Raw genomic sequence first — 24,736 nt, 5'->3', positions numbered from 1 at the left:
GACTAATGTCGGTTCTAGATACAGGTGACCCAATCTATTGGGTGTCGCCACTGGAGGCATAGAAGAGACAGCACATTCCTTTAAACAATCCAAATATAAATACACTAATATATGAATTCTCTGACGTTGCGCACGCTTTGAGATAACGATTGTAGGATTCTTTGCTAAATAGAGCGTATTGGGCTCACTATCCGGTCATTTCCACATCTTCAACGGCCCGTCCCTACTCGCCGCTGCCGACCTCCGGTGAACAAAGCTCACCGATGTCCCGCTTTTTTTGTTCGCGGGCCTCCCGCGTCGCTCGCGCGCAACCATTCCGGTGGGTCTTCGACACAATCACAACCCTTCCTCGGTTTCGGATAGAACTCGGCCACGTTGAAGGCCCACTAAAGCTGTGCAAACGCTGTAGTCCGGGTGGCCTTGCGACGTACTGAACGCGCGACCTCGAGGAGCATCTCGTCGCGGCGCCGGCGGATTGACCCAAACACTCTTTACTGTTTCGCTGTAAACTGTAATCAAGAACAACCTGTGTCAAGCACCTCAAATCGCGCCGACGGCGATATCGTCCAAGACTTCCTCTCGGTCGCTGACCTTCTCGAGGAGCCACAGCTGGCCCAGCTGTACGCGTACCTTACTCGGGAGGGCGAGGCAACCGTCCAGGACGTGATGAAGGATCTCGAGCTCGCACAGGGGACCGCCTACAGCTACGTCAACCGACTCGCCGACGCCGGCGTCGTGGAGATCACCGACGACGAGCAGCCCCGCCGGTACGCCGCCCGGGAGATCGACCTGACCGTGACGACGGCCGCCAGCGACCGCGAGTACACCATCACGCCGGCGCTGATCGACGCCTTCGGCCGCCGCGAGACGGACGCCGACATCGACACCTACATCGACCGCCACGGCGTCGCCGGCCTCGCAACGGCGCTCACCTACGCGATCGCTCGGGAGCGTGGCGAGGTGACCCACCGCCTGATGGCGGAGGACCTCGACATCTCCCCGCTAGCCGCGGAGATGATCCTCCAGGCGCTCCGGCCCGTCGTCCACGAGCACTACGACATCGAGGAGGCTGGGGCGGGACTCGATGAGTTAGAATTCGACGGCGACAGCACTGACGACGCGTGAGCCGGCTCCACATCGCCGACACCGGCCTGTTCGTCGCGATGGGACACCCGTCGAACAGACGCTACCAAGCCGTTCGGCGGTTCGTTCGCCGAAACGACGTCAATTTCGTCCTGCCCGAACGGGTGTACGAGGAGCTGACCGTCGATGATCCGGATGTCGAAAACCCGCCCGTCGACGCCGCAATCGACGAGGGGTGGGCGACGGTTGCGGCGCCACTCGAGTTCTCCGAGCCTGTCGTCTCCCGGGCGATGGACGGCGTCCAGCGGTACATCGCGAACGCCGATGACCGCCCTGCCGACGAGGTCGAGCGTGCGGACGCCGCCCTCGCCGCCCTCGCTGCCCAGCATCTCAACGCGGGGACGGCAACCGAGGTCTACATCTACACGACCGATATCGCGGCCGGCGAGGGAGCCGAAACCGTCCTCGCGAGCGAGGGGTACGGTGACTCGGTGACGTTCGTGAACGGCTTCCGGTTCATCGAGGACCTGGTCGCCGGCAACAGCTGACTGATTGCTAGTCTGATTCAATGGGAGAGGACCCTCGAAAGCCCTCGGCCGCTCGGCATCCTACGACCACCGAACCGGGATTGGCACGGGACACCTGGTGGTAGATTTTAAGGTTCTGATATTCGACTGTTCACAGAACAGCGATGCCTGAGACATATTTGGTCCACACGAATCGACAGAACGAGCCGGATGTCGACTTCTCTCGACTGTTCAATGAGCTCGGTGTCGTGGCCACATATGGGCCCGAAGAATACGGCGAACAACTCCGTTCACTTGCCGCTGGTGACCACATCCTCTTGTACGACCAGCCTTCCGGCCAGTACATCGCTGCAGGGACGGTCACCGAACCATGGGACGAGTCAACGATCACTGATCCCGACCGGAAGGTCGTCCCTCGCGATGAAAGCACGGAGTATCACGTCTCGGTTGACTGGGAGCGATGGTACAATCCGACGGAGGGATATGATAGAGGGACGGTCAATCGCGCTTTGGGCTATCCCACGAGTTACGCACCGCCCCGGACTGTGAGTTCAGCAGATGGCCCGGACGATGTCGATCTTGACCGGGCGTACACTGCCCTCGTTCAGAACGAAATTCTGGGCCCGTCACTGACTGCTGAGCAACGAGCGATTCTTGAGCAGTGGCGAGATGTTGTGAAGACGACTCCATCAGGTGCTGAATTTGACCTCGAAGGCCACAACCGGACAGATGTGATCTCCAAACGCGCAGACGAGTTCATTGCAAACCCCACGCCTGAGCGGTTCAAAACGATGTGGAATCAGATGCATTCCGCCATCCAGGGAGGGCAAGCGACTCAGATTCTGAACAAGTGGACTGGATCCATCGATGACCTCGCGAGTCTTATCGACGAGATTCACAATGCCGACCAGTACAACGATCACTGGGAAGATTCTCTGGGCGGGAGGACGACCGTCCGGGAACTCTTCGGCTCTCTCCACATTGACGACCATCCAATACTGAACGCTGCATCAACGAACGGGCTCACGTTCTGGGGCTATGAGGATCCCCGTTCGTACGCCGAAGGCGAGCAGTATTTCACCGAATTTCTCGCAACGTACGAACGGATCGTCGGCTACGCGACGAGGGACGCAGACCACGGTGTTACCGTCCCGATTCGATTTGAGGTCGACCAGCTGTTCAATATCATCGATAAAGTCGATGAGCAAAGTATCGAAGACGAACCGTCTGATGTAGCAATCGAACTGTATGAGACAATTCTCGAGGTGAAACAGCGATCAGCGGAAGGAGAATCGTCGGTCTACTGGGTGACGCAGACGAACCGAGACGAGATCGAGAACGAATATCTGGAGGCGTCTGTCGACGATGTCTGGCACCACGACCTCACTGTACTCGATGTCGGTGATACGGTGATTCATTATCACCGCCCGGAGATCATTGGATATTCAACCGTCACCACAGAAGCATCTGAAATCGAGCAAAACGGGGGGAAGCGCTATCGTGTCAATGTGGATTTCGAATGGTTCGACGAACCGCAGTCGATCGACGAGGTACGCGACTACTTGATGCGTGACGACGTCCGCGGCGAGAAATACTACCCCCTCGACAGCAACGGCGAGGTTACGCAGACCTATCTAAGTCGTTTGACCGACGCCGCAGCTGAGGACCTCCTTGAGGGTATGACTGGTCCGGACTACTACTGGATTACGGCGAATCCCGATATCTGGTCAGTCGAAAGTATCGCACACGGTGGTGAGATATTTTACACTGCCACCAACTCGAACGGGAATAGGCGGCGTATCGCCGGCGCGTTCGAGTCCGCCTCGCCCGGTGGCCGGGTCGTCTTCTACGAGTCAAATCCCGTGAAGGCCATCGTCGCCGAAGGCACGATCGTCGAGGGACTGCACGAAGAGACGAAAGACGAGTATGGCGGGGCAATCGATGGAATCACCATTCAGTACGATCGGAGAGTGGAACCGATTACGTGGGAGCAGCTCACCGACCTTCCTGATCTCGAAGAAGCCTCTCCGATCCGGAATCGGGCACAGGGGAGCCTGTTCGAACTCTCTCCGGACGAGTACGAGACGATCTTAGCACTCGAGGAGTTGGCACCCATCGACCGACCGGATTCGTCGACCCGATACTTCTGGGTGAACGAGGAAACGTTCCGCCATGAGGATGGCGCCACGGCGTTCTATGCGACGATCGGTCCCTCCGGATCTCCACGGCTAAATCTCGAGGCGTACAAGCTCGCTCGACCGGACGACAAGGTGCTCCTCTATCAGGTGGCGCCGACGAGGGCGATCGTCGCACAAGCCCACGTCTCCGAAGGCCTCCACGAAGAGTACTCAGAAGAGCACGGCCGAGAGGTCGAAGGCATTACGATCGAATGGGATTCGGCCCTCGATGGTGCAACATGGGAGCAAGTCGTTGACGACCTTCAACTGGCGAAAAGCGAGATCATCCAGAGTAAAAACAATGCGATAATCACGGAACTCACCGAGGCGGAGTACGATCGAATCCTTGAACTCGGGACACAAGTCACGTTCGGCGATCACACCGACGATCTAGCGGCGCTCTCAGAGGGCGTTACTGTCGACTCGGGCCCGCTGTACTTCCCCGAGCAGGAGTGGGAAACCATCGAGTCTCGCGTTCAGCGCGCTCTTGAGAGCGGGAATCACGTCCTGCTCTTCGGTCCACCGGGAACAGGGAAGACAAAACTAGCACGACAGGTGTGCGAGGCGACCGTCGGCGAGGGCGACTACGAGATCGTGACTGCGTCCGCTGACTGGTCGACGTTTGACACCGTCGGTGGCTATCAGACGACCGCTGAGAATACGCTCGAATTCCAGCCCGGTGTCGTGCTCGATCGCTTCCAGGCCGATACGGATGGGACACCTGCAAACGAGTGGCTGATCATCGACGAACTCAATCGCGCGGACATTGACAAGGCGTTCGGCTCGCTGTTCTCCGCGCTCACTGGCGAGAGTGTCACCCTTCCATTCGACGGCTCCAATGGCGACCCGATTGAGATCCTTGACTCTTCGAGGACAGACACGACCGTCCGTCCGAGTCGGTTCTACATCCCGGACGATTGGCGAATGCTCGCAACGATGAACACGCTCGATAAGACGTCGCTGTACGAGATGAGCTATGCATTCATGCGACGCTGGGCGTTTATCCCTATTGGGATTCCCGCCCTCCCAACACCCGAGGAGGAAACTGCCGACGGTGAGCCGAAGCTCGCACGGCTCGTCGGGGAATACGTCGCGGTCTGGTCGGCTAATGAGGCCGTGCCCGAAGTTGAACAGCACTATGAGACAGTCGGTCGGCTCTGGTATGCCGTCAACAAACACCGTGCGATCGGACCGGCCATCATCGAGGATATCTATACGTACGTCGCTTCGACGCCGACAGTCGAGGACGCGGATTACGTCTCACCCATCATCATGTACGTGTTCCCCCAGCTGGAAGGGCTGCGACGGGGCGAACTCGAAGACGTTCTCGACGAGCTCGACGCGATCGTGGCCGATGACCAGAACGAACTCTGGCCGACTGCCCGCGACTTCTTCCAGGTCGACCTCGAGTCAGGGAGTGAGTAGAATGCCGAAAACATCGAGTCAGGCGCTCCTCGCTGACATTGCTGACGACTTCCACACGTACCTCAGGAAAGGCGTTCGATTCGACCGCGTCATCGACACTGCTCACCCGGACCTCGACGTCGATGATATTGAGACGTTGCTACGAATTCACTTCGTCCTCACGGATGCTGGTGACACCGACGAGTCCGTCGGTGTACTCGACTTCATGCGGACGTTAGAGGACCGTATCCGCCAGATGAAAACGACCGTTTCAGCGACCTCGGTCGAACAGCGAGGTGAAATTCGTGGCCGGATCGACTGGCCGGAAACGACAAAGCGACGGGCACGAGCTGGCCGCTTCGACGAACCACTCTTTGTCTGCCGGCAGCCCGAAGAACGCTACGACGTCGACGAGAACCTCGTCCTGAAGCGACTCCTGCGCCTCGTCCACGAGATCGTGCATACCGACTTGCAACCGGCTGTCGAGAATCCAGATGGCTACGAGTGGCTGTCAGAGTGGGTCAAACCAGCTGATGACGCGTCCCGAAGTCCGGAGTCCGCAGCGGCCAGGCTCAACCGAATCTATGAACGGAATATCTACCTCCAGCGTATCGAAGAGGCTGATAAGGATGTAACCGACCGGACAATCGAATCGGTGAAACGGTCCCGGTCTGCGTTCTACCGTGATGCCGCCATCCTCTTGGATCGCTATCGCCGCCTCATGAACCAAGAACTCGATAGTGACGAGGCTCGCGACATCTTGGCTCATACGGTCATCGCACCGGAGGAAACGGAGACCCTCTTTGAACTATACTGGATCTTCCGTATCCTCGACGCATATGATGCCGTCGAGTACAGAGTACTGACGCACTGGCGGAACGATCCCTCGACGGTCGCGACGTGGGAACAAGACGGGTCGCGGTTTGTGATCTCGCATGACGCGACTGGTGAGTCCCTTACGTTTCGAGAGTCGTTAGATCCAGATGCGGTGGAGCCGGATGGGTATCTCTTCCGGCTGAACCAAGTACTTACGCGGTGGAAGTCGCTCTCGCAAGACCTTCTCGATTACAGCGCGAGCGATTCGCTCTGGGGTGGTCGCCCAGATATCCTGCTCCAACGTTATGATCGGGACGAGACGGGTGAGTTCGAACTTGCACATGTGTTCGTCGGCGAGGTGAAGTACACCCAAAATATCGGCTACGTTGCGACAGGACTGCGTGAATTACTGGAGTATATGGCGTTCGTCAAGCGCTCTCAGTCGGGGGCATACGTCGAAGCTCCGGAAGACGTGCTTAACTCTGTCTCGGTGCGTGGCCTCCTGTTTACAGACGATTTGGATCAGGAGACACAGTCACCGGATGAGATCGAGATCGTTCAGTACTCTGATTCGTTCGGTCAAGTACTGTAACCCACTTCGAGATTGAGCACAACGATACTGTCTCTCCGTCTCTGTAGCTGGAACATTCTGTATTAACCAACACAAAGTGAATAATATCGAATAGTGTTGGTTAATCTTGGGAACAGTTTGCTAGTTAGAGTTATTGGCGAATGAACGTCTATCTACCCCAGAAAGCTTGAGACCTATCTCGAGGCACCAACGGAAGAATGATCGACTGAATCACGACTGGCACGGCGTCCCGTACGTTGACCGAGAGCATCATCTCCGAAAGCCTTCGGCCGCTCGGCATCCCGCGACCGCCGCTGCGCGCCTCATCCCTGCGGTGCTTGCGGGGTCGGGGGACAACCGAGACGGCCTCGCCCTTTCTGAGTCCGCCAGGACAGTGGAAGGCCCTCCGAGCGACGTAGCCGGCTGAACAGATGCGGACGTGACGGCCCGCACCGCTCGCCGCTGCCGCCCTCCGCGTCGCTCGCGACCGACCATTCCGGGCGGTCTGCCTGCAGTAGCGGGCGGACTGCCGGGCTAAAGTGCATGTGCCCTCGACGCCAGCGGGAAAGCGCGGGGGGTTGCGCGGCGTGGCTGCTCACCCCCCACGCTTTCTCCGCTGGTCGCTCGCTCCGGGCGGGTCGGCGCGCGGTGCTGGTTGGGGCCACCTTATGCAGGCGCGCTCTCGCTCGTGCCCGGTAGGGCGCTCGCGAAGGCGCGAGCGAGAGCGCGCAGATGGTTCTGTCGGTCGTTATCGTCGGAAAACCGCGATGTAGGAGCATCGCGGTGTCGGCGCGTGAGCGCCTTCGGAACTTGGTGAAGTTCCAATGTCAAGTAACAGCTCTAGTAGCAAGGTCGTTACGGTGGATGAACAGGCATTCGAGAACGCGGGCGGCCATGCGGTCGATGAAGACGGCTTCCCGGTCGTCGACGAGACGCCGGAGTTCGAGGCGGCGGTCGAGCAGGAGACGCAAGCGAAGGTGGATGCGAACCACCCGGACGGGATCGCGGACACGAGCGAGGACCGGATTCACGGTGTCACCCTCGAACAGGAGGAGCGCATTCGGGCGCGGGAAGCCGAGCTGGAGCGCATCAGTGCCCAGGCCGAGCTGGGAACACAGGACGGCCGGGAGCAGCGCACGCGGGAGGTCGCCGCACAAGGGAGCACGAAGCGCCGGCGGAAGTTCCAGCAGCGAGCCGCGAGCGTGGACCCGATGGCCGACCCCGAACGGGATGATCCCCGAATGGAGCTGACCCAAGATGAACTGGCGACGGTGAACACGGAAGCAGATCGACTCACGACGCGGCTGGATGGCTGGTCGCGTGCGGCGATCAGTCGACGCCTGGCCGACGCAGTCGTCGACGGCCGGGACATGGCGAGTGCGGTCGTGCGGGTGTTCGAGGAGTTACAGACGGCGCCGGGGGGCACCGTGCCCATCGACGCCCTCGAGGACGTCGATCGCAAAGAAGTGAGTGTCGAAGGACAAATCGAGGTGCTTTGGGATAGTGACTCTCCAGCCATCGCTCAAGTTGGCCTGATCGCAGACGAAAGCGGGCAAACGAAGGTGACGATCTGGGAGAAATCAAATGCCCCTTGGGTCGAAGAAGGTGAACGGGTGCGTATCCACGGAGCAGCGAGAAATTGGTACGAAGGACGCGTCTCACTAGCCGTCACTGGCTGGTCGACCCTTCATTTCCCGGAGCGCGGCCGCTGGTGGGACGAATAGCCGAACGGAGCAGCCTCTTTTTTGTTGTGTGCCGGACCGGCCCTGACCCCGCCGCCCCACCCTCCGCTCCGTGCTCGCTTCGCTGCGCGCGCAGCCACAACCTCTCGGACAGTTTTTCTGGCGCCGCTATGGGTGCCGGCGCAAGTAGGCCGGCGAGTGACACAGAAATGTACGAATGCGACTACTGTAGTGCTACGTTCGATGGAGCTAGCGCTCTCGGTGGTCATGTTGCCTCCGTACACCGGTACGGGGAGTACGAATGCGAGACGTGCGGTAAGAGCTTCGCCTCGCTTACAGCCTATCGTGGCCACCTCGGTGGCCAAACCTCGATCGGGCGTGACGAACTGAAGACTGAGCTTCGACGACTCACTAAGCAACTGGGCCGGTCACCCACGCGAGACGAGATGGAGACAGACGGGTCGTATTCAGCATCAGCGTACTGTACCGAGTTCGGTTCGTGGAGTAACGCTATCCGCTCGATCGGGCAGAAACCAGCCCAGGAAAGCCGCATACCAGACGAGGCTTTGATAGAGGCGATCCGCAACTTAGCTAGTGAACTCGGGCGTGTGCCGACTGCTCCAGAGATGGATGAACGGGGTGCGTACTCACAACGGACCTGTGCGAATCGATTTGGATCGTGGGTCAACGCGGTACTTGAAGCGGGCCTTGAACCCGCTGGCAAGCAGAATATTCCCAAGCCGGAGCTCCTTGCTGAGATCAATCGGCTTGCTTCAGAACTCGGCCATGCCCCGACGGTGGAGGAGATGAATTCGGAGGGGCAGTATCACGTTGCAACCTACTACGACCGTTTCGAATCGTGGCGCCAGGCGAAACGCCGTGCGGGGTACGGTGACTCACAAGACGAGCGAGTGGCGTGGAAGCGACAGAAGTGGAGCCAGACGCGGTGGCGCCGACAGCGTCAACGAGTCCTTGAGCGTGACAACTACTGCTGCCAGACGCCCGGGTGTGAGATCAATCAATCCGAACACCACGCGCGTTATGGAAAGGACCTCCATATCCACCACATCAGACCTCGGCGTGAATTCGTTGATGCGGACGGTCAATATGACGCTGAGGCGGCGAACGCGCTAGATAATCTTATCACTCTCTGTGCTGTACATCATCGCTTCTGGGAACAGCTAGCCCCGCTCCAGCCCGATATTCGCTAACCGCACCCGGTGGTGTTGCTCGCCCCCGCGATGGGTGGCGGGGCCACCAGCGATCCCGTCCCACTATGACCGACGACACGACACTCACGGCCCGTGAACGGCTTCGCATTCACCTCCGCGAAGCCCGCCGCACGACCGACTCGCCGATCGTGGAAGTACAGCTCGACGCCGCGCTGGACGCATGGACCGACCTGCCTCCGACACCCCTGCGGGAGTGTCCAATCTGTGGGAAGGTTGGGGTCCCAGAACGAATCCAGCATCACAGATGTAAAATCCAAGATCAAAATGATGAGAATATCGAATTCTAATACGGTGTGGTGGCTCAACACCCGCCATACAATTCCAAAAGTTAGCCGAATAACTCAGACGAGCCCACACCAAGGGCCGCATCATCCATCAGCTCGCCAATCTCGTCGATACTCAGTCCTGTCTGCTCAGTCACGTCCATATAAGCGACGACAGAAGCACCCATAAAACGGCGCGCTTCAGCCACTACGTCCTTCGGATGGTCGAACTTCTCGTCTAACACCTTCAAACGGCTATTTTGATCTAGAATATCGGCAAGATACTGATTCTCGTGTACAATATCTCCCCTAAGTGAGTAGATATCCTGTAGGAACTTCTGGATGTACTCCCGTCTGTAGGGTAACCTATCGTACAATATCTGGCCACCACGTAGTTTGAGTCGGAAAGTAATCGAGCCTCCGGATCCAACTCCTTGAAGAAGAAGTCCCTCAAGCCCGATCAGACAGTCAAGGAGCTGATCTTCGTAAAATCGCTTCGACCAGATCTCGTTAAAACGCTGAATTGAACGCGTGAACTGACCGTCCCTATCAAGACGGATTCGTCGACAGTGGCGCCCCCAAAAATCAGTGAATTCATCAGAGGAGTCTGGATACAGTAGATATGCTTCTTGAGGTTGCGTTCGGTCTTTGTGTGCGTCTCCGATTACTGTGAAGTCGGGGATTCCCTCTCTGAATTCAAGCCAATTAGGTTCTTGCCGGAAGGATGTGCCAACGATCAAGTCTCCTGTTTCTGGGTCGGGGTCAAAAAGCCGCAGTGCGGTCGCTAACCGCTCTCCGATTTCTTCCCCCGGATCATAGAGAGTGGCTTCAGGTTCTCGGGCCGCTATCTCCGCATGGATTTTATAATCACAGGCGTCAACAGGATTGAGATTGAACCGTTCTCCTCCACCTGCGGAGGATGTATGGACACCCCGTCTTTCTGAATCAGTGATAGGGCAGATCCGAAGTGATTCAACTCGATAGTAATTGTGACGTCTTCGACGGAGTTCAAATTCTGGCGATAAATCGATAACTGACTCGTCGTCTTGTGGAATATTAAACAGGTGAAGTGGAATAATAATCTCGAAGGTTTCCAGCCCAGTCTCGTACTTCGGAAGCCAGTGTTCCTCGTATGCTCGATCGAACCCTCTATCCGTGACCACGTAGCCTCCCGAATAATCCATCACTGTGCCAGCGAAGTTGAAAAGCGCGTTAACGTAGGAGAATAGATTAGCATCTTCAGGGGGGTTGTAGTCTTCCGGTGCGTCGAGAAATAGAACGTCTTCGTCATCAGGGTCAACAGGCTCGTTAAGACCAAATCCGTTTCCGGTCTCATACATCCACTCTGCAGTCTCTTCGAAGAACTCCTGCTGGCGTGAAGAATAGAACGTAATAATCCGGGAAGGCTCATCAATGAACTTCTCTTTCCTGTCCATCCGATCTCCTGCGGCAATTCGAAGTTTAGGGACGAAATCTTGCTCCTCACGAACGGTTTCAACGAAATCATCCACACACCCTCTGACCCGCTCCTTCAATCCACTTCCCGAATTGCCCATAGTAGGGGAAGTAACCTATTTGTCTTCAAGACTGTGCTACCACCGATACGGCGGTAGCTACGAAGGGTTGTTTCTATCGAAGTCTACTAATCGACGACAGAATCAGGCAATTCGCGAGGAATATAGTCCCAACACCAGTGACGTGGGGTCCAATTTCGTAGACTGCCCATTCTGCGGCATCATGAACCAAATGAGACACAGAGAGTACGACAAAAAACCTGCTGAGGAGGCCAACTAGACAGTACCTGTATAAGTGACGGATTTTTAATTAGTGTCCTCCGCGAAGTCTTGTAATTCGTTGTGGAACTCTTCGTACTGGCTTCCGTCGCCGTTCAGAGTATTACATATCCGATCTTGGAAGCCATTAGTCCAGATCGTATCTGGTCGGAGCCACCAACCATCGCGATAATGGAAAGTGTTTGTGGGATAATCGTATCTTTGTAATGAGGACGTGTAGATACGTCTACCGCTGGTATCTACATCTTGGAAATTTTCTGTGAGTGCTTCTTTTAATTCTGGGCTGATATCGTTGAGATCGTGGAATTGGCTAATCCATACGCCGAAGATTTTGAGTTCTTGGTAAAGCTGGTGTAGGGTCCGCTCGTTGATTGTTCCAGGTGAGGGGTGGTCGTCAACCAGATCCATGTAGAGGGTGACGAGTGGGTCAAGAAATGTTGCTAATGCGTCTGGGTCTTCTCGATAGAAGTAGATTAGGAGTGCGTAGAAGTCGGTTATTCGATGGTTTATGCCGTGATCAAGATTTTCTGTGGCTTCGAGGCTGCGTCGATAGTCTTTTTCGATTAGTCTGGTGAAATTGTCGTTAAGATCAATTAGGAGATTTCGTCTGGCATCGCTATCGACGGGTGCTGTTTCTTGTAGGACGAAAAGGAATTGAGTGTAGCCTTTGTAGATATCTGTGTGGTTGTCTTCTGGGTTTTGTAGACTGACTTTTCTGAGGAAGCTGACTAGTTCTGAGAGATATTCAGATATATATTTTTGTTCGGCAGGGTCTATGTCTTGATGTTGCTGGAGATGTGCGCCTACTCTTCCTGCGAACGGGTTAAGTCCGAATAGACCTGCGAATAGTACTTGTTTTGAATATCGTCCATAGTTCGATTTTGCTTGGTTGAAGCTGTCTGCGAAGTCTTCCAATAGTGTGGACACATCGATGTCTGGCGCGTATCCGTCTGTACATAGTGCGTCGATGAACGCGACATACATTTTCTGATATTGGAGGTTAGCGTTTTGGAGAAGTCCGGCGAGATAGCTGTGGTTTGCTGAAGCACAGAGTACAGCAAGTTTGTCGACTTCTCCTTGGTAGACTCGGTATGAATCCATGTCTCCGTTCGAGATTGCGGTGACACTCATATCTCCGAGTTTTCTTAATGCGATATGAGCTGCTGCGGTGCGGTCAAATTCGAGCGAGTCTTGGAATAGGGATTTGAGGAGGTTTGCCCATCTCGATCCGGGTGAACCTAGTTCTCGGTGGTTGGTGATGGCCAGGCCAATGTCTCCGACGGTTTCAACAACGGTTTCTGAGTATTTTTGCCGGGTATAGTCGTCGAAGGCAGCTGATCCGATGAATTGGAACTGGTCGTTCAGTTCGTTTAGGAAGTCGTCGTTGACTTCTGATGGTGTTGTTTCTTCAAGATATTTTTCGACGATTTCCGAGAGAGCGTTCAAACAAGTGTCTACCACGTTTTCTTGGTTCTCCTCTATGGCTTGGATACAGGTGCTGACAATGAGTTGTGTGTCTGTGTTGAGTTTGGATACGTAGTCCTCGTCTTGAAGAGCAATACCCAAGAAGGCTGGGCGGTAAATTCTGTCTTGAGAGATTTGTTGTTTCAAGTCCTTTACGATGTAGTCGATGATGTTGGAGACGTCTACGAAATATGCAGCGAATGCGATTAGGGATCCGACGAGCAGGGTTGTCGATATCGAAAACGCGTATCCAATTACTGTAAGTGGTGGACCCCAGCTGAAGTAGCTCCCTGAAATGTTGAAAATGGAAGCGGCTAGAATGAACCCGATAGTCCGTAGGAAGTATTTGTCGTGTAGTATAACGCCTGAGAGCCTGGAAGAGTACTCCTGGTTAGCATTCTGTACTAAGAAGATGACGACAACGAAGACCAGGCTGATGATGCTCAGTATCAGATTTAGTGATGACCCAAAGAACCCGCTTGACGGGTTTTGAACAAGGATGGCAAGAGCGTCAATGGAGAACCCGATTTTACCTAGTGTGACTCCGATTGAACTGACCACGATTACTGCGACAGCTGCCCAGAATCCAATTTTCCCGTACTGGTAAAACGAGAGTGGTGCTATACGACTGCGAACATTGATATCTAAACGTCTTGAGACACTAGAACGCAGATTAGAGAGGAAGGGAATGATTTCCATGATGTAGTTGGATATTCACTCCTCCGTATGCTACATTTAAAATGACTAGGTATTTTTCAGAGAGGGTGGCATGAATTTCGGTAGTCTTGCTGGCATTAAATTCTCAATTTGGACTTAAAAGGCGTGAGAACTATCTAGATTCCTTGCCTGGTTCTAACGTAAGAGAAGCGTCCTCGGCACTCATAGTGCCCTACATTATGATTTCGAGGGCTACAGCACCGTAATTCAATTCCGCCAAATTCCTCAGTAGATGCGGCAGCCCTACACAGAGTCTTTCGTCCCTCCAATGGGTGAGGGGCGCGCCGAACTGGCGGGTTCCCGAAACACGGTGAGAACGATGGCAACGAGAGACATCTACGAGAGCGGATTCGACGAAGACGTCCGACCGGAATCGAGTGCGAACCAGTGTCCTGAGTGCGACGGACGGGTCACCACGAACGCGGTCGAAACGGTCTGCGAGGACTGCGGGCTGGTGATCGACGAACAGCGTATCGATCACGGGCCGGAGTGGCGGGCGTACGACGACGAGGAGCGCGAGCGAACGGGCGCCCCACTCACTGCGGCCCGCCACGATCGCGGCCTGTCGACGGAAATCGGTCGCGGTACCGACGCGAAGGGAAACGAGATCTCTGGGCAGAAGCGACGGCGACTCGCACGGATGCGCCGTGAGCAGACTCGTGGCCGCTGGCGGTCGAAAGCAGAACGGAATCTCGCCCACGGATTGGGCGAAGTGCGTCGGTTGGCGAGTGCCCTCGAACTCTCCAATTCGGTCCGCGACCAGGCGTGTCAGCTATTCCGGAGCGCCCAGAGTGAGGATCTGCTTCGTGGCAGATCCATCGAGGCCATCGCCGCGGCCAGCGTCTACGGGGCCTGCCGGTGCAACGGCCTCTCGCGGTTGGTGGACGACGTCAGCGAGATGGCCCGCGTCGCGGAGTCACGGGTCACGAACGCGTACAAAACGCTGAACGAAGAGCTGGGCCTCCCCGCTGAGCCCGTCTCCCCTAGCATGTTCGTGCCGCGCCTCGCGTCGGACCTCGAGTGTCCGGACGAAATCCGACAGCGGGCCCGAGCCCTCGCGGAGCAGGCCGAGGAGCACGGCCTCACGACGGGCGTCCATCCGGCCGGGTTCGCCGCGGCCTGCCTCTACAAGGCCGGTCGCGAGGAGGGACGATGGCTGACGCAATCCGAGGCCGCGGACGTGGCGAACGCCTCGAAGGCGACCGTCCGGGCACACCGGGATACGTTGGAGGAACAGGTCGCCTGAGGCAGATTACTGTCTCTCCGTCTGTACTACACATCGGTCTATCCACGCTACGATTTAAACACGAAGACGAGCCATGATCTCTGTAGACTGCTCTATGAACGGTCGTTACTCCGACTTTGAGGAACTGCGGCCGACCGGCGAGGCGTCCCACATTCCGGACACGAGGCTGGACGACGGGTGTGAGGGTGCCCCCCGGCGGCAGCGCGTCGCCACGAGCGCTGGTGGCTACCCTGATGCGCCGACGGTAACCGATGGCGAGTGCCGGTCGTGTGGGGCGTCAGTCCCAGACGGCCAGACGAAATGCCGGTTCTGTCTCAGCAACCATCTCGGGAATGACGCCACTAGCACGAACGAGTCAGCGTCGACGACGTGCCTCGGCATCGTCCACCTGGTCGTCGAGTCGACCACGTTCTACGGCGCCGTCGCGAAGGGCGGCGCGGCGGCAAACCTCCTCTCCGCCAACGAGGCGGAGCCGGCCGTCGACGAGTACACGCTCATCTACGATCTCGACGAGGCGCCGGCGCGCCAGCTGGCCGAGCAATGGCCCTCACTCCCCGACGCGGTACAGGTGTCGGCAGAGGAGGGAGAGCGGCTTCTCAGTGCCGCCCGTGACCGGACTGGGTGGCACGGGCAGGAAGCGTCGGAGCGTCAGGAGCAGGCCACGACGCGGCTCTACGACCAGCGTGGGGACGGCATCCGCGACGCGTGGCGTCTCGACGCGGTCCTCGAGGACGCCGACAACGCGGTGTGGCTGGTTCCAGCGATGGCGTTGACCGAATCTACTGGTGAAGCCGCGGCTGATCGGCAGGAGTCGTCGGTACCGACAACTCGGGAACTCGAGTGTCAAACCTGTGGACGGGCGACCGACCATCGGTTCAACACCCACGAGTCGATCCCGGATGAAGCGTGGACGGGACAACCGATCTGGGAGTGCGGGGTGTGTGGCTCGGCTCGCTACGGCCCCAATCTCGAGTAGCCCCAGTGCTCGGCTTCGATTAACCAACAGACTGCGAGTACCGTCGAGGTTCGTTGGTTAAGGCCGCGAGCTCCTCCAAGCCCGACGCCAATCTCGATGGGGCGTCTTTCCGCGCCGGCGAGCGGTGAGGCGCTTTCGATGGAGCAAGAGTTCAAACAAGGATACCGGATGCATCGTATACTCAGCAATCTCAACCGACTCGACGTCGACCGATTGGACGACGCGGATCGAGAGCGAGTCGAGACCGCGAGAGACCTCCTGGAAGAGGTGAGCCTTCTCACGCGGCCGAGCGACGGAGCCGGGGCGGACGCCCACGCAGATTCCTGACTGGAGTCCCCGGCCACGACCAGGGAGGCAACTCTCGCGTCGGTTTATCGCCCCCGACAGGGGTGCGGGGGCGACCCCGTGAAGTCCAGACATGGCGACACTGCAAGCTGCGACGACGTCGACTGGCGCGATCGTATCGGATCCGCAGGCAGTCCGCGAGCTCTGTGAGAGCTACTGCTTCGGGACGCTCGACTGGGAGGTGACCGAAGACGGAGAGCTCACCATCTGGGGGTACGACGACTTTGAGGTGTACGAGGCGCGGGAGAACGGCCTCCCAGACTACGAGGGCGGCATCGTGACCCACGAATTCCTGCGAGAACTCGCCAACCACCTCGAAGCCGACGAAGAGTTCGAGATCCAGACGGCGGGGTTCACCAAGTGCCGCTTCCCAGTCCTGGCCAAGCGGTACGTCGTTCGCGACGGCGAAGTCCTCCACGCGGACCTCAGTTCCCTCGACCCGATCGACGAGTAGAGTTGTTCGTCCCCCGGGAGGGGTGCGGGGCGATCCAGTCGCGGTCGCCCTGTGAGGTGATTGCTCGATGGGACATCGCGCACTTGTTGCGTACGAACGCACGGACGGACAGTACACGCTCCACTACAGCCATTGGGGCGCAGCGAACCTGAAGCTCAAGCACCGAATCTCGGCTGAATCGCCGTTCGGTGGCGACGACACCGACTCCAAGTGGGCGAAACAGCTGCTGGCGGAACTGGCCGATGGCCTCGAGGCAGATGCGGTCGACGGCTACCTCGCCGGCGAGGATCGACCGTCGACGGTCGTCGAACCGAAGCCCCGCGCCACCGGACTCACCCTCGACGAGATCGTCGCTGACTATCTCGACTACCTCCACCATGAGGCGTTCTTCGTGGTGTCGACGACGTTCGAGGTGACCGCCTATCGGACGCTGTGGTTCGGGCTCCAGTACGACTCGGAGACAGTCGAACAGGGAGAGACGGTCGGGAACGGCGCGCTCGCGACGGTGCGCTGGTACGACGGCGAGCCGGTCGGCGACGGCCACCTGCAGGGCCAGTTCGCAGCCCTCAAAGACGTCGTCGGCGACATGCTCGACAAGGGCGTCTTCACGCCGTCGACGGCGAGACAGTACCTGAAACGGAAGCTGGCCGAGCGAGTTGGAGACCGACAGGAGCTGCTCATTCCGACCGGAGAGTCACCCTTCGAGAAGGCGAGCCTGAACCACTCCTAGGTCGATCTGCTTCGTGGCAACTGCTGTTTTTCAGGGTCGGAATGGGTGAGCCCCGCCGTAGGCTCGTGATTCGATGACCTCAGAGGACGACCCGTTTCACGACTGCGAGTTGGATCCCGAAGCGATCCTCGGAACACACACCTTCGAAGACGTCCTATTCACCGACGAGACAGAAACTCCGGTGAACGTGCTCACCGGCGAGACACCGGCACATTCGCAAGCAACCGTCGAGGAAGCAAAGGAGTTCGCTGCGAGTATCGACACGGCGACGCCCCCGATCGCGCTCCCCGCATCCGTCGAGTCGCAGGTCGAAACACAGAGCAAGCCCTACACGGCGGCCGCATTCTTCCACTTCAAGGCGACAGGCTCGCTCGCAAGGCACCGCGCCTACCACGCCGCCTACGAGGCGGACGCGTTCGCCGTCGACTTCGAGGCCGACTACGAATCGGGCGACCTGACCATCACTGTCGAACGAACGGACAAGGCCTGAGAATCCGCGGTCACGAGCAGGTTTTTCGAGCGCCGGCGATGGGTGCCGGCGCAGCTGGAGCGAGCAACGACACCCGGTGCGTCGGCGTTTCGAGGTGTTCGAGATGCATATCGTGATTTACGCACTGGTAGAGGCATCGACGCACGACGACGCCCTGGCCACCGGAAAGTCGGTGTTCGACCGCCTAGTCGGCGCGGACCCACACGCCGGCGCCGTCTTCGACTACTACGTCACGTTCGATGAGGAGGACACGTCCGTTGCGGGGAAGGCGCGGTGGGGAGAGCTGCCGACTGCAGCCCCCGTCGCCTCTGATGACGGCCAGGATCTCCTCGAGCGTGGCTGGGAGGCAACGAAGGAGGAGTTCGAGCGCAGTCTCGATCGAGTAAAAGAGGCCATCGAGGAGCTCTCCGACGAGGAGATAATGCGCGACGAGGACCTCGCCCGACACGCCTTCCACCAGGTCGGTGCGTACGACGGCCCGACGATCTTCCTGTACACCGAACACGGAACCGGCATTCGCCACCGTGGACAACTGGATCGACTCCTCGAGGAGAGTGAAGAGCTCTGGATCGTACCCGCTGACGTCCACTTCTGAATAATGCCTCGCATCACCAACTGGCGACGCGAGAGTCGCTCGCCGACGCTTGCGTATCGGAACACCGAGACCGATGCGCGAGCCGTCCTCCATCGAGCCCCGGACTCCTACCGGTACAAGTGGCGTGGAGCAATCATCGTCGACGGCTATCCGGTGTGGTCGCGGGGGTACGAGACGAAGGACGCGACGTCGTTCCGTGACGAACTCCGGGAGCGGCCGGCTCCGGACCTCAGCTGCCCGGAGTGTCCGAACGACGACGTTCGCGTCGGCGAGAAGGCGGCAGACGGGGCGAAAGTCCAGCGGTGGTACGACTGCCCCGATTGTGGATACGAAGCCCCCTCACGCATCGTCTACGGCGCCGAGCGGTGAGTGGGTGAGCGCTGGGCGCTGTTTTTCGGCCGGGCACGAGGTGGTGGCCCGGGACGACCGGGTGAGTCAACCAATGACCCTCGAAGTACTTGACCGACACAGCGCGGCACTGTTCGAGTTCCTCTGGTGTCCCGTCTGCGGGCAGGAGGTCTTCACGCACATCCCCTTCGAGGGGGTGTTCTGCAAGAACTGCAACACCCAAGTCGAACTCCAAGAATCCCGAGAAACACGCGGCTACGAGGAGGCCGTGCTCGCCTGCTTCAATTCTACCACGACCTGGAACCTCCACGTCGACGAGAAGCTGCGTCGCGACCTGCCTGATGGGTCGGTCCGCGTGAAGATCCTCGGTGCACCGGACGCCTACGAGGTCGACTGGTGGAGTCCGGAGCCGGGTGAGGACTGGGAACCTGTCGAGCGCGGAGAATTCGACGACATCGAGGAACCAGAAGAGGTGTCACATTTGGCGTAGTGGTTTAGTTGTAACCCTCAGTCGGTGATAGGTGTCAGCGACTCTGCTGCATGGAGGATGCGTACCTGCTATTTCACCCACTATCTATATTCGCGCTGAGTATCCCGGAAAGTAGTTCGACTCGTACACACCGTGGGCGTCCGAGTCAGGTTCGATGGGTGTCCAGAATCAACGCTCTGACGATGAAGATGAACACGAGTACGACGACGAGTATAGCGCCCCACACGAGTACCGAAAAGCCGGTCGGACCGATCGCAAGACCGAACACAGCCATGACCGACGGGGTCATTGGTTTTCCCCCCCGTTCGGACCCCCATCGGCGACCGGTTCATCCAAGCTCCGGATATCACGATCCACGCTGGAGAGGTCGACGTCGGCGTCCCAGAGGGCAATAGCGAGAATCGTCCCGCCGGTTGACACGACAGTCGCCCCGACGAAAGCGGGTAGAAACTCGGGTGCGGGCAGCAGCGGGCCAAGCCCCGGAATCGACGCGACCGGTCCACGCAGGAGCGGGAAGTAGGCGACACCGACCACGAGTCCAGCGAGACTCGAGACGATGGCCCCGGTTCCTGAAAGCCGCTCGGAATACAGCCCGGCGAGGAACGGGACGAAAATCCCAGCTGCGAGCAGGTCTGCCGTCAGGAACAGTTCAAGCACGCTGTACCCCTGCGAACCGATGACAATCGCGCCGATCCCGACGATCCCGGTGAGGGCGCGTCCACCCACCCACAACGACCGCTGGGTTGGCTGGTCGAGCAGCCGCGCGAGATCGGCGGTGACGACGCTCGCGATGGCATTGAACATCGTGTCCGCGGAACTCATCACGAGCAGGACCGCGAGGACGACGACCGCGAGCGTTACCCAACTCGGGAAGGCTGACTCGAGGACGAGGAAGAACGCGATACTGGCACCGCCGGAGTCGGTCAGGCCGAGAGCGGCCGCAGCGATACCGAACAAGCCGGCTAGCAGAATCATTGGAACGACTACGACGGCCGCGACGCCGAATCCCCACCGAAGCGACGATTCGCCGTTGGCAGCGTAGACGCGCTGCCACATCCCCTGGTTCAGCATATTCGCACCGAGGATGGCGAAGGCAACGTACACGCCGAACTTTAGCCCGGGACCGAACGTCGGATCCAGCAATGGCGCGTCCGTGGCGATCGCTGCTGCGTGTATTTCACCGGTTCCACCCAACGCAAGCACGGCGCCACCGAAACCGACAGCGAGCAGCGGGAGCAGGACGAGCGTCTGGACGGTATCGGTGACGATGCTCGCCACGAGTCCCCCGTAAGCCGTGTAGATCAAGACGAATCCGCCTACAAGCAGGGCCGTCTGCCACTGGGGGATCCCGATGACGAGTGAGAGGGCGCCGGCAATCCCCGTCATCTCGGCCGCGAGAAAGATGAACATGTAGAACACGGACACGACGAGCACGAACAGGTACATTCCGGTCCCGAAGCGAGCGTGCGCGAATTCGGTGAGTGAGTGGCCGGCCGGAACAATAGCACGGATGCGTGTGCCAACCGGAATGAACAGGAGGAGCGGAACCGCACTCCCGATTGCGTATCCGAGGATGGCCGGGAGCCCGCCGAAGGCCGCCCCGGCCTCGGCAGGGCTGAACAGTATCCAGACGCCCATCATCGACGCGATGATCGTAGCGGTGAGGGTTCCGGGACCGGCTGAGTCGCGGGCGGAAATATAATCCTCGACGGATCGGACCCGGCCGCGAGCCGCTAATAGGCCGAAAGCGGTAACGGTCAGTACTGTGAGCACGACAGCGGTGAGTGCGACAGCTGTTGAAACCATTACTGCCTACCCTCCCCGTCGGTCTCAACGGCCGCGTAGGCGTCGTCAAAGAAGGCAACTTCGAGGTCGACGGTCCGGCAGAAGATTCGCTCGATCTCCCGTTCCCGTGTGGAAGAGACCGTCGGGCCATGGGCGTCCAACTGGCCGCGGAGCCAGGTCACGAATTCCTGGAAGGAGGGGTTGGCATGCAACGCTATCCAGTCGGCGAAGTAGAACGGAAGCCCGGCAGTCGATTCGTGTGCTGAAGCTTCGCGTGTCGCCCACTCGGCGTAGATCCACTCCGCTGGAACGATGGCTGCGAGTGTTTCGGCGTAGCCGCCCTCGCGGGCAGTACGACCGAGCAAGTCGACGAACGCGGCTGTGGTCGTGGACAGTTCTGTCTGTTTCCACCGAGCATCATCGACGCCAAGCGCGCTGAAGGAACGCTCGAAGTAGTCGTTTTCCTCGTCAGTCAGGGTGTCGAGAAATTCGACGTGCGCGCGCTTCGCTGAGACATCGGGTGCTTGGGCCACTGCGAAGCCGAACGTACTCACGAGGACGTCCACGAACGCATAGTCCTGGATGAGGTAGTCGGCGAAGACCGTCTCGGAGAGCGCGCCACTACAGATCTCACGGGTGAACCGATGATCGACGGCGTTCGTCCAGTCGGGTTCGGCACGCTCCCGCAGCCAGTCAGTGAACCGGGGGTCGCTGACGGTGGCCCGGTAGTCGTTATACCTATCGGGGACGTCCGTCATAGACCCCACCCTTCTTGCGTGTAGGCCATCTCCCAGAACCGAAACTCGAGCTTCGCGCTAGTTAGAAACGCCGCCCTCATAGCGTCGTGTTCACCGGGAGACTGTTCGCCACATCGGTCAACGAAGCCGCGACACCAACTTGTCGCGTCACGGAACTCGTCACTGGTGTACATCTCGATGAAGGGTGTGTACCGGTGTTTGTCGGTGGCGAGCGACGCCATATGCTCTCCGACGTCGAGGTAGCCCTGCATGCACGGGTACAGTGCGGCCGCGATCTCCGCAATCGAGCCCTCGTAAGCCGTCCGGATCAAAAAATTTGTGTAGGCCACGCATGTGGGCGCCTTCTCGACTGCTTCGAGCTCGCCGTCGGAGATTCCGTAATCGGCCGCGAAGCCACGGTGAAGGTCCATTTCGTGGTCGAGCACTTGGTGGGCCACGCCGAGTAAGTGCGTCATCGTCTTCTCGTTGGTAGCCTTCGTGCCCGCAATCGCGAACAACCGAGCGTAGTCCAGGAGGTAGCGGTAATCCTGTTTGATCCAGTGCTCGAACGCCGCCTCGTCGAGAGTTCCGGTCGCGAGTTCGCGGACGAAGGGGTGCTCCTTCTGGGCCGCCCATACATCCTGTCCCGCCTCAAGAAGGGTATCGCTGAATGGCACTAGCGAGCCGTACCGTCTGAGAGAGGATATAACTTGCCTATATTAGTTAGTTATATCTCGAACGTTGTCAATGGCTTCGAACCTGTAGTTGACGACGATTTCACTATCGAACCGATGCAATAGATCCGCTTCGGTTCCGACGGTCAGTCCAGTTCGATCGTCCGATTCGCCCAAGAACGGAGTTCCGACAGTGCTGCCCGTTCCTGACGTGACACCGGGTCGTCCGTTCCAAGCTCGTCGGAATCGAACGCGTTGAGAACAGCGCAGCGCACACGGTCGCAGTAGCCTGTGAGCGTATCTACCTCGACGAACGTGTGCTGGAGCGGGATGGTCGCGTCGTTGACGAAGACAGCGGTTGGATCCGGGGCAGCCTCCAGAACCTCGAGACCACGGGTGGCGTTGTCCTTCGCAAGTGTCGCCGATTCTGCCTCGTTGGCCCCTTCCGCTCGGGGGGCATGCGCGTCGAGGACGCCGTGCCAGACACCGTCAGGAATAGTAGTGAACCGGTCCAAGCGACCGCCAAGGATCTGGCCTTCGCGTTCTAGTTCGGGCGCGAACTCCAGAACCACGACTCCATCAGTACCATGCCGTCCAACCCAGGCCTCGAGGGCGCGGGCCGTGAGACGAGTCTTTCCGGCCTGGGACGGCCCGACGATCAGCGTCGAGCCGGTCAACGGGAACGGAAGCCCAGTCACGCTAGAGGCACCTCCTCGCGGACATACTGTCCAAAGAGGACGAGCGTCGCGGCAGCGAGAACGAGCGCGAATATAAGTACGAGTCCGGAAAGCAGATCGAGGCCGGTCGCGATCTGAACCATGACGAAGTTGGCCGCGAGACCACCCGAAACGGCGAGTATGGCAAGCCCGCCGAGGTTCGCGAGCGTTGAGTTCGAGGCGCCGACACTCTCAGCGTTCAACAGATAGAGGACGACGGCGATGGCGAAGGGCGTGCCAACCGTGCCAAGAGCCAGAACGAGGACGAGCTGGCCGATGACCTCACCGCCGATGAACGCACCCGGCACCGATAACACAGCAAAGAGTGCGAGGAGCACCCGGTACCGCGTATCCTCGACGGTCGTGCCCCAGCCAAGTTTGTCGGCAACGAGGAACGGCGGAACGATGGTGTTGCCACCGAGCGTCGAGACGGCAGCGGCGCCGAGACCGAGCAGGAACAGCCACTTGGCGGCCGGGCCGACCAGAGGTCCGAGGGCTTGGGCTGCACCGACGGTCGTCAGATCCGGATCGGTCAGAGTACTCGCTGTGACAAGGAAGATGGCGATGCTGTAGATGCCAAACGCGACGAGCATCGACGCGAGTACATCCACCGTCGCGAGGTCATAGTCACGTTCCGTCCAGCCCCGGGCTCGCATCGTGTAGGAGTGCATGGTGATAAGCGTGATGTGGACCGCGCCCCCGAGGATGCCTGCAGCGACCAGTGCGCTGCCGCCGGGCAGCGTCGGTATCAACCCCTGGGTAGCCTGGCCGATGTCGATCGAGACGACGAATAGTGAGGCAACGAAGGCCAGGACGACCGCGGTGACTAGCAGCTTCGCGAAGAGCTCGACGAATCGGTATCCCTGACCGGCCAGACCCAAAACGAGGATGCCGCCCCAGGCAATGCCCCAGAGGCGTGGGTCGATCCCAGTGATCGTCGCCGAAACGGAAGCGACCGTCTTCATGATGACGAGCTGGGCGACACCGGCCGCGATGACGACGTCCGCGACCAGGATCCACGCCCAGGTCTCTCCAAGATGGTCCTCGACGACGCCGACAATTCCCCGCTCAGTAAGCAGCCCCAGCCGCATCGCGAGGTACTGTGCTAGGGTGCCAGCGACGGCAGAGAGCACGACAACCCAGAGGAGTTGATAGTCGAAGATCGCCCCCGCGGTGATTAGACTCGCCATCGTCGCTGGACCGGCGGCGATTGCCCCCGCGACCCAGGAGGGCCCCATCGCGCCGAAATACTCGCGGACTGTCCCGACCTCAAGTGAGTATTCGCTAGTCATACTACCAGAGAATATTGGGTTGGGTAAAAAAGTACCCCGATGCGGACGCCGAGGAGTCGGCCTGGCCCGGTTAGGCCTGTGTCACTCGATGCGTACGGTTTCGATGAGATACGGACTTCGTTCACCGGT

General features: G+C 58.9%; 22 protein-coding genes and 1 pseudogene. 16 read left to right on the top strand and 7 right to left on the bottom strand.

Annotation, left to right across the window (positions count from 1 at the left end):
* Positions 1 to 323: 323 nt before the first annotated feature.
* The 7 genes and pseudogenes from ACNS84_RS14880 to ACNS84_RS14850 form a co-directional block, all read left to right on the top strand.
* Positions 324 to 434 (top strand): annotated as a pseudogene (locus ACNS84_RS14880) (DUF7558 family protein); the annotation flags it as partial.
* A gap of 94 nt (positions 435 to 528) precedes the next feature.
* Positions 529 to 1,125: a DUF7437 domain-containing protein gene (locus ACNS84_RS14875; RefSeq protein WP_435075649.1), complete on the top strand. Its 597-nt coding sequence runs from the start codon at positions 529 to 531 to the stop codon at positions 1,123 to 1,125.
* The gene (locus ACNS84_RS14870; RefSeq protein WP_435075648.1) at positions 1,122 to 1,631 is read left to right on the top strand and encodes a PIN domain-containing protein; all 510 of its coding nucleotides are present in this window, start codon (positions 1,122 to 1,124) and stop codon (positions 1,629 to 1,631) included. Before ACNS84_RS14875 ends, ACNS84_RS14870 begins: the two co-directional genes overlap by 4 nt.
* A 143-nt stretch (positions 1,632 to 1,774) precedes the next feature.
* Positions 1,775 to 5,212 (top strand): AAA family ATPase, encoded by a 3,438-nt coding sequence (locus ACNS84_RS14865; RefSeq protein WP_435075647.1) that lies wholly within the window; start codon positions 1,775 to 1,777, stop codon positions 5,210 to 5,212.
* Position 5,213: 1 nt separating this feature from the next.
* Positions 5,214 to 6,599: a hypothetical protein gene (locus ACNS84_RS14860; protein WP_435075646.1), complete on the top strand. Its 1,386-nt coding sequence runs from the start codon at positions 5,214 to 5,216 to the stop codon at positions 6,597 to 6,599.
* 803 nt (positions 6,600 to 7,402) lie between these two features.
* A complete protein-coding gene (locus ACNS84_RS14855) occupies positions 7,403 to 8,302 on the top strand; it encodes a DNA-binding protein (RefSeq protein WP_435075645.1) in 900 nt (299 codons plus the stop codon).
* A 128-nt stretch (positions 8,303 to 8,430) separates the two neighbouring features.
* A complete protein-coding gene (locus ACNS84_RS14850; RefSeq protein WP_321167230.1) occupies positions 8,431 to 9,471 on the top strand; it encodes a homing endonuclease associated repeat-containing protein in 1,041 nt (346 codons plus the stop codon).
* A gap of 349 nt (positions 9,472 to 9,820) precedes the next feature.
* Here ACNS84_RS14850 and ACNS84_RS14845 read toward each other — a convergent pair whose 3' ends face one another.
* Positions 9,821 to 11,311, bottom strand: a complete 1,491-nt coding sequence (locus tag ACNS84_RS14845; protein WP_435075644.1) for a hypothetical protein — start codon at positions 11,309 to 11,311, stop codon at positions 9,821 to 9,823.
* Positions 11,312 to 11,575: 264 nt separating this feature from the next.
* Positions 11,576 to 13,711 (bottom strand): hypothetical protein, encoded by a 2,136-nt coding sequence (locus ACNS84_RS14840; RefSeq protein ID WP_435075643.1) that lies wholly within the window; start codon positions 13,709 to 13,711, stop codon positions 11,576 to 11,578.
* A gap of 337 nt (positions 13,712 to 14,048) precedes the next feature.
* On the opposite strand from ACNS84_RS14840, the gene ACNS84_RS14835 reads away from it, so the two are divergent.
* The 9 genes from ACNS84_RS14835 to ACNS84_RS14795 all read left to right on the top strand — a co-directional run bounded on the left by ACNS84_RS14835 (position 14,049) and on the right by ACNS84_RS14795 (position 19,403).
* The gene (locus ACNS84_RS14835; protein ID WP_435075642.1) at positions 14,049 to 14,975 is read left to right on the top strand and encodes a transcription initiation factor IIB; all 927 of its coding nucleotides are present in this window, start codon (positions 14,049 to 14,051) and stop codon (positions 14,973 to 14,975) included.
* 94 nt (positions 14,976 to 15,069) lie between these two features.
* Positions 15,070 to 15,951 carry a biosurfactant protein 1 gene (locus ACNS84_RS14830; RefSeq protein WP_435075641.1) on the top strand — a complete coding sequence of 294 codons (882 nt, stop codon included), beginning with the start codon at positions 15,070 to 15,072 and terminating at the stop codon, positions 15,949 to 15,951.
* Between the two features lie 138 nt (positions 15,952 to 16,089).
* Positions 16,090 to 16,278, top strand: a complete 189-nt coding sequence (locus ACNS84_RS14825) for a DUF8012 family protein (protein WP_006183366.1) — start codon at positions 16,090 to 16,092, stop codon at positions 16,276 to 16,278.
* 91 nt (positions 16,279 to 16,369) lie between these two features.
* Positions 16,370 to 16,750, top strand: coding sequence for a hypothetical protein (locus ACNS84_RS14820; protein WP_246989562.1), 381 nt, complete (start codon positions 16,370 to 16,372; stop codon positions 16,748 to 16,750).
* 67 nt (positions 16,751 to 16,817) lie between these two features.
* On the top strand, positions 16,818 to 17,480 hold the full coding sequence (locus ACNS84_RS14815; protein ID WP_435075640.1) for a DUF6735 family protein: 663 nt from the start codon (positions 16,818 to 16,820) through the stop codon (positions 17,478 to 17,480).
* Between the two features lie 73 nt (positions 17,481 to 17,553).
* Positions 17,554 to 17,970, top strand: a complete 417-nt coding sequence (locus ACNS84_RS14810; RefSeq protein WP_435075639.1) for a DUF8025 family protein — start codon at positions 17,554 to 17,556, stop codon at positions 17,968 to 17,970.
* Positions 17,971 to 18,073: 103 nt separating this feature from the next.
* Positions 18,074 to 18,565 carry a DUF7995 family protein gene (locus ACNS84_RS14805; RefSeq protein WP_435075638.1) on the top strand — a complete coding sequence of 164 codons (492 nt, stop codon included), beginning with the start codon at positions 18,074 to 18,076 and terminating at the stop codon, positions 18,563 to 18,565.
* A 3-nt stretch (positions 18,566 to 18,568) separates the two neighbouring features.
* Positions 18,569 to 18,934: a DUF7568 family protein gene (locus tag ACNS84_RS14800; RefSeq protein ID WP_435075637.1), complete on the top strand. Its 366-nt coding sequence runs from the start codon at positions 18,569 to 18,571 to the stop codon at positions 18,932 to 18,934.
* Positions 18,935 to 19,007: 73 nt separating this feature from the next.
* A complete protein-coding gene (locus tag ACNS84_RS14795) occupies positions 19,008 to 19,403 on the top strand; it encodes a DUF7567 family protein (protein WP_435075636.1) in 396 nt (131 codons plus the stop codon).
* Between the two features lie 285 nt (positions 19,404 to 19,688).
* On the opposite strand, the gene ACNS84_RS14790 is transcribed toward ACNS84_RS14795, so the two are convergent.
* The 5 genes from ACNS84_RS14790 to ACNS84_RS14770 form a co-directional block, all read right to left on the bottom strand.
* Positions 19,689 to 21,209, bottom strand: coding sequence for a sodium:solute symporter family transporter (locus ACNS84_RS14790; RefSeq protein ID WP_435075635.1), 1,521 nt, complete (start codon positions 21,207 to 21,209; stop codon positions 19,689 to 19,691).
* Positions 21,209 to 21,946, bottom strand: coding sequence for a TenA family protein (locus ACNS84_RS14785; protein ID WP_435075634.1), 738 nt, complete (start codon positions 21,944 to 21,946; stop codon positions 21,209 to 21,211). Before ACNS84_RS14785 ends, ACNS84_RS14790 begins: the two co-directional genes overlap by 1 nt.
* Positions 21,943 to 22,602: a thiaminase II gene (gene tenA, locus ACNS84_RS14780; RefSeq protein ID WP_435075633.1), complete on the bottom strand. Its 660-nt coding sequence runs from the start codon at positions 22,600 to 22,602 to the stop codon at positions 21,943 to 21,945. Before tenA ends, ACNS84_RS14785 begins: the two co-directional genes overlap by 4 nt.
* A 143-nt stretch (positions 22,603 to 22,745) precedes the next feature.
* Positions 22,746 to 23,297, bottom strand: coding sequence for a hypothetical protein (locus tag ACNS84_RS14775; protein ID WP_017342097.1), 552 nt, complete (start codon positions 23,295 to 23,297; stop codon positions 22,746 to 22,748).
* Complete coding sequence (locus tag ACNS84_RS14770) at positions 23,294 to 24,607, bottom strand: NRAMP family divalent metal transporter (protein WP_435075632.1); 1,314 nt, start codon at positions 24,605 to 24,607, stop codon at positions 23,294 to 23,296. The genes ACNS84_RS14775 and ACNS84_RS14770 overlap by 4 nt, the downstream gene beginning before the upstream one ends.
* Positions 24,608 to 24,736 lie beyond the last annotated feature (129 nt).

This window comes from Halorubrum wangae (assembly GCF_051194135.1).
Classification (GTDB): domain Archaea; phylum Halobacteriota; class Halobacteria; order Halobacteriales; family Haloferacaceae; genus Halorubrum.
The sequence above is the reverse complement of the archived record's forward strand: the minus strand, read 5'-3'. Positions and strand labels throughout refer to the sequence as shown.

Excerpts from the sequence above, each read along its gene's own strand:
- ACNS84_RS14865 (WP_435075647.1), top strand. The coding sequence starts at position 1,775 with ATGCCTGAGACATATTTGGTCCACACGAATCGACAGAACGAGCCGGAT.
- ACNS84_RS14860 (WP_435075646.1), top strand. The coding sequence starts at position 5,214 with ATGCCGAAAACATCGAGTCAGGCGCTCCTCGCTGACATTGCTGACGAC.
- ACNS84_RS14855 (WP_435075645.1), top strand. The coding sequence starts at position 7,403 with ATGTCAAGTAACAGCTCTAGTAGCAAGGTCGTTACGGTGGATGAACAG.
- ACNS84_RS14850 (WP_321167230.1), top strand. The coding sequence starts at position 8,431 with ATGGGTGCCGGCGCAAGTAGGCCGGCGAGTGACACAGAAATGTACGAA.
- ACNS84_RS14845 (WP_435075644.1), bottom strand. The coding sequence starts at position 11,311 with ATGGGCAATTCGGGAAGTGGATTGAAGGAGCGGGTCAGAGGGTGTGTG.
- ACNS84_RS14840 (WP_435075643.1), bottom strand. The coding sequence starts at position 13,711 with ATGGAAATCATTCCCTTCCTCTCTAATCTGCGTTCTAGTGTCTCAAGA.
- ACNS84_RS14835 (WP_435075642.1), top strand. The coding sequence starts at position 14,049 with ATGGCAACGAGAGACATCTACGAGAGCGGATTCGACGAAGACGTCCGA.
- ACNS84_RS14830 (WP_435075641.1), top strand. The coding sequence starts at position 15,070 with ATGAACGGTCGTTACTCCGACTTTGAGGAACTGCGGCCGACCGGCGAG.
- ACNS84_RS14825 (WP_006183366.1), top strand. The coding sequence starts at position 16,090 with ATGGAGCAAGAGTTCAAACAAGGATACCGGATGCATCGTATACTCAGC.
- ACNS84_RS14820 (WP_246989562.1), top strand. The coding sequence starts at position 16,370 with ATGGCGACACTGCAAGCTGCGACGACGTCGACTGGCGCGATCGTATCG.
- ACNS84_RS14815 (WP_435075640.1), top strand. The coding sequence starts at position 16,818 with ATGGGACATCGCGCACTTGTTGCGTACGAACGCACGGACGGACAGTAC.
- ACNS84_RS14810 (WP_435075639.1), top strand. The coding sequence starts at position 17,554 with ATGACCTCAGAGGACGACCCGTTTCACGACTGCGAGTTGGATCCCGAA.
- ACNS84_RS14805 (WP_435075638.1), top strand. The coding sequence starts at position 18,074 with ATGCATATCGTGATTTACGCACTGGTAGAGGCATCGACGCACGACGAC.
- ACNS84_RS14800 (WP_435075637.1), top strand. The coding sequence starts at position 18,569 with ATGCCTCGCATCACCAACTGGCGACGCGAGAGTCGCTCGCCGACGCTT.
- ACNS84_RS14795 (WP_435075636.1), top strand. The coding sequence starts at position 19,008 with ATGACCCTCGAAGTACTTGACCGACACAGCGCGGCACTGTTCGAGTTC.
- ACNS84_RS14790 (WP_435075635.1), bottom strand. The coding sequence starts at position 21,209 with ATGGTTTCAACAGCTGTCGCACTCACCGCTGTCGTGCTCACAGTACTG.
- ACNS84_RS14785 (WP_435075634.1), bottom strand. The coding sequence starts at position 21,946 with ATGACGGACGTCCCCGATAGGTATAACGACTACCGGGCCACCGTCAGC.
- ACNS84_RS14770 (WP_435075632.1), bottom strand. The coding sequence starts at position 24,607 with ATGACTAGCGAATACTCACTTGAGGTCGGGACAGTCCGCGAGTATTTC.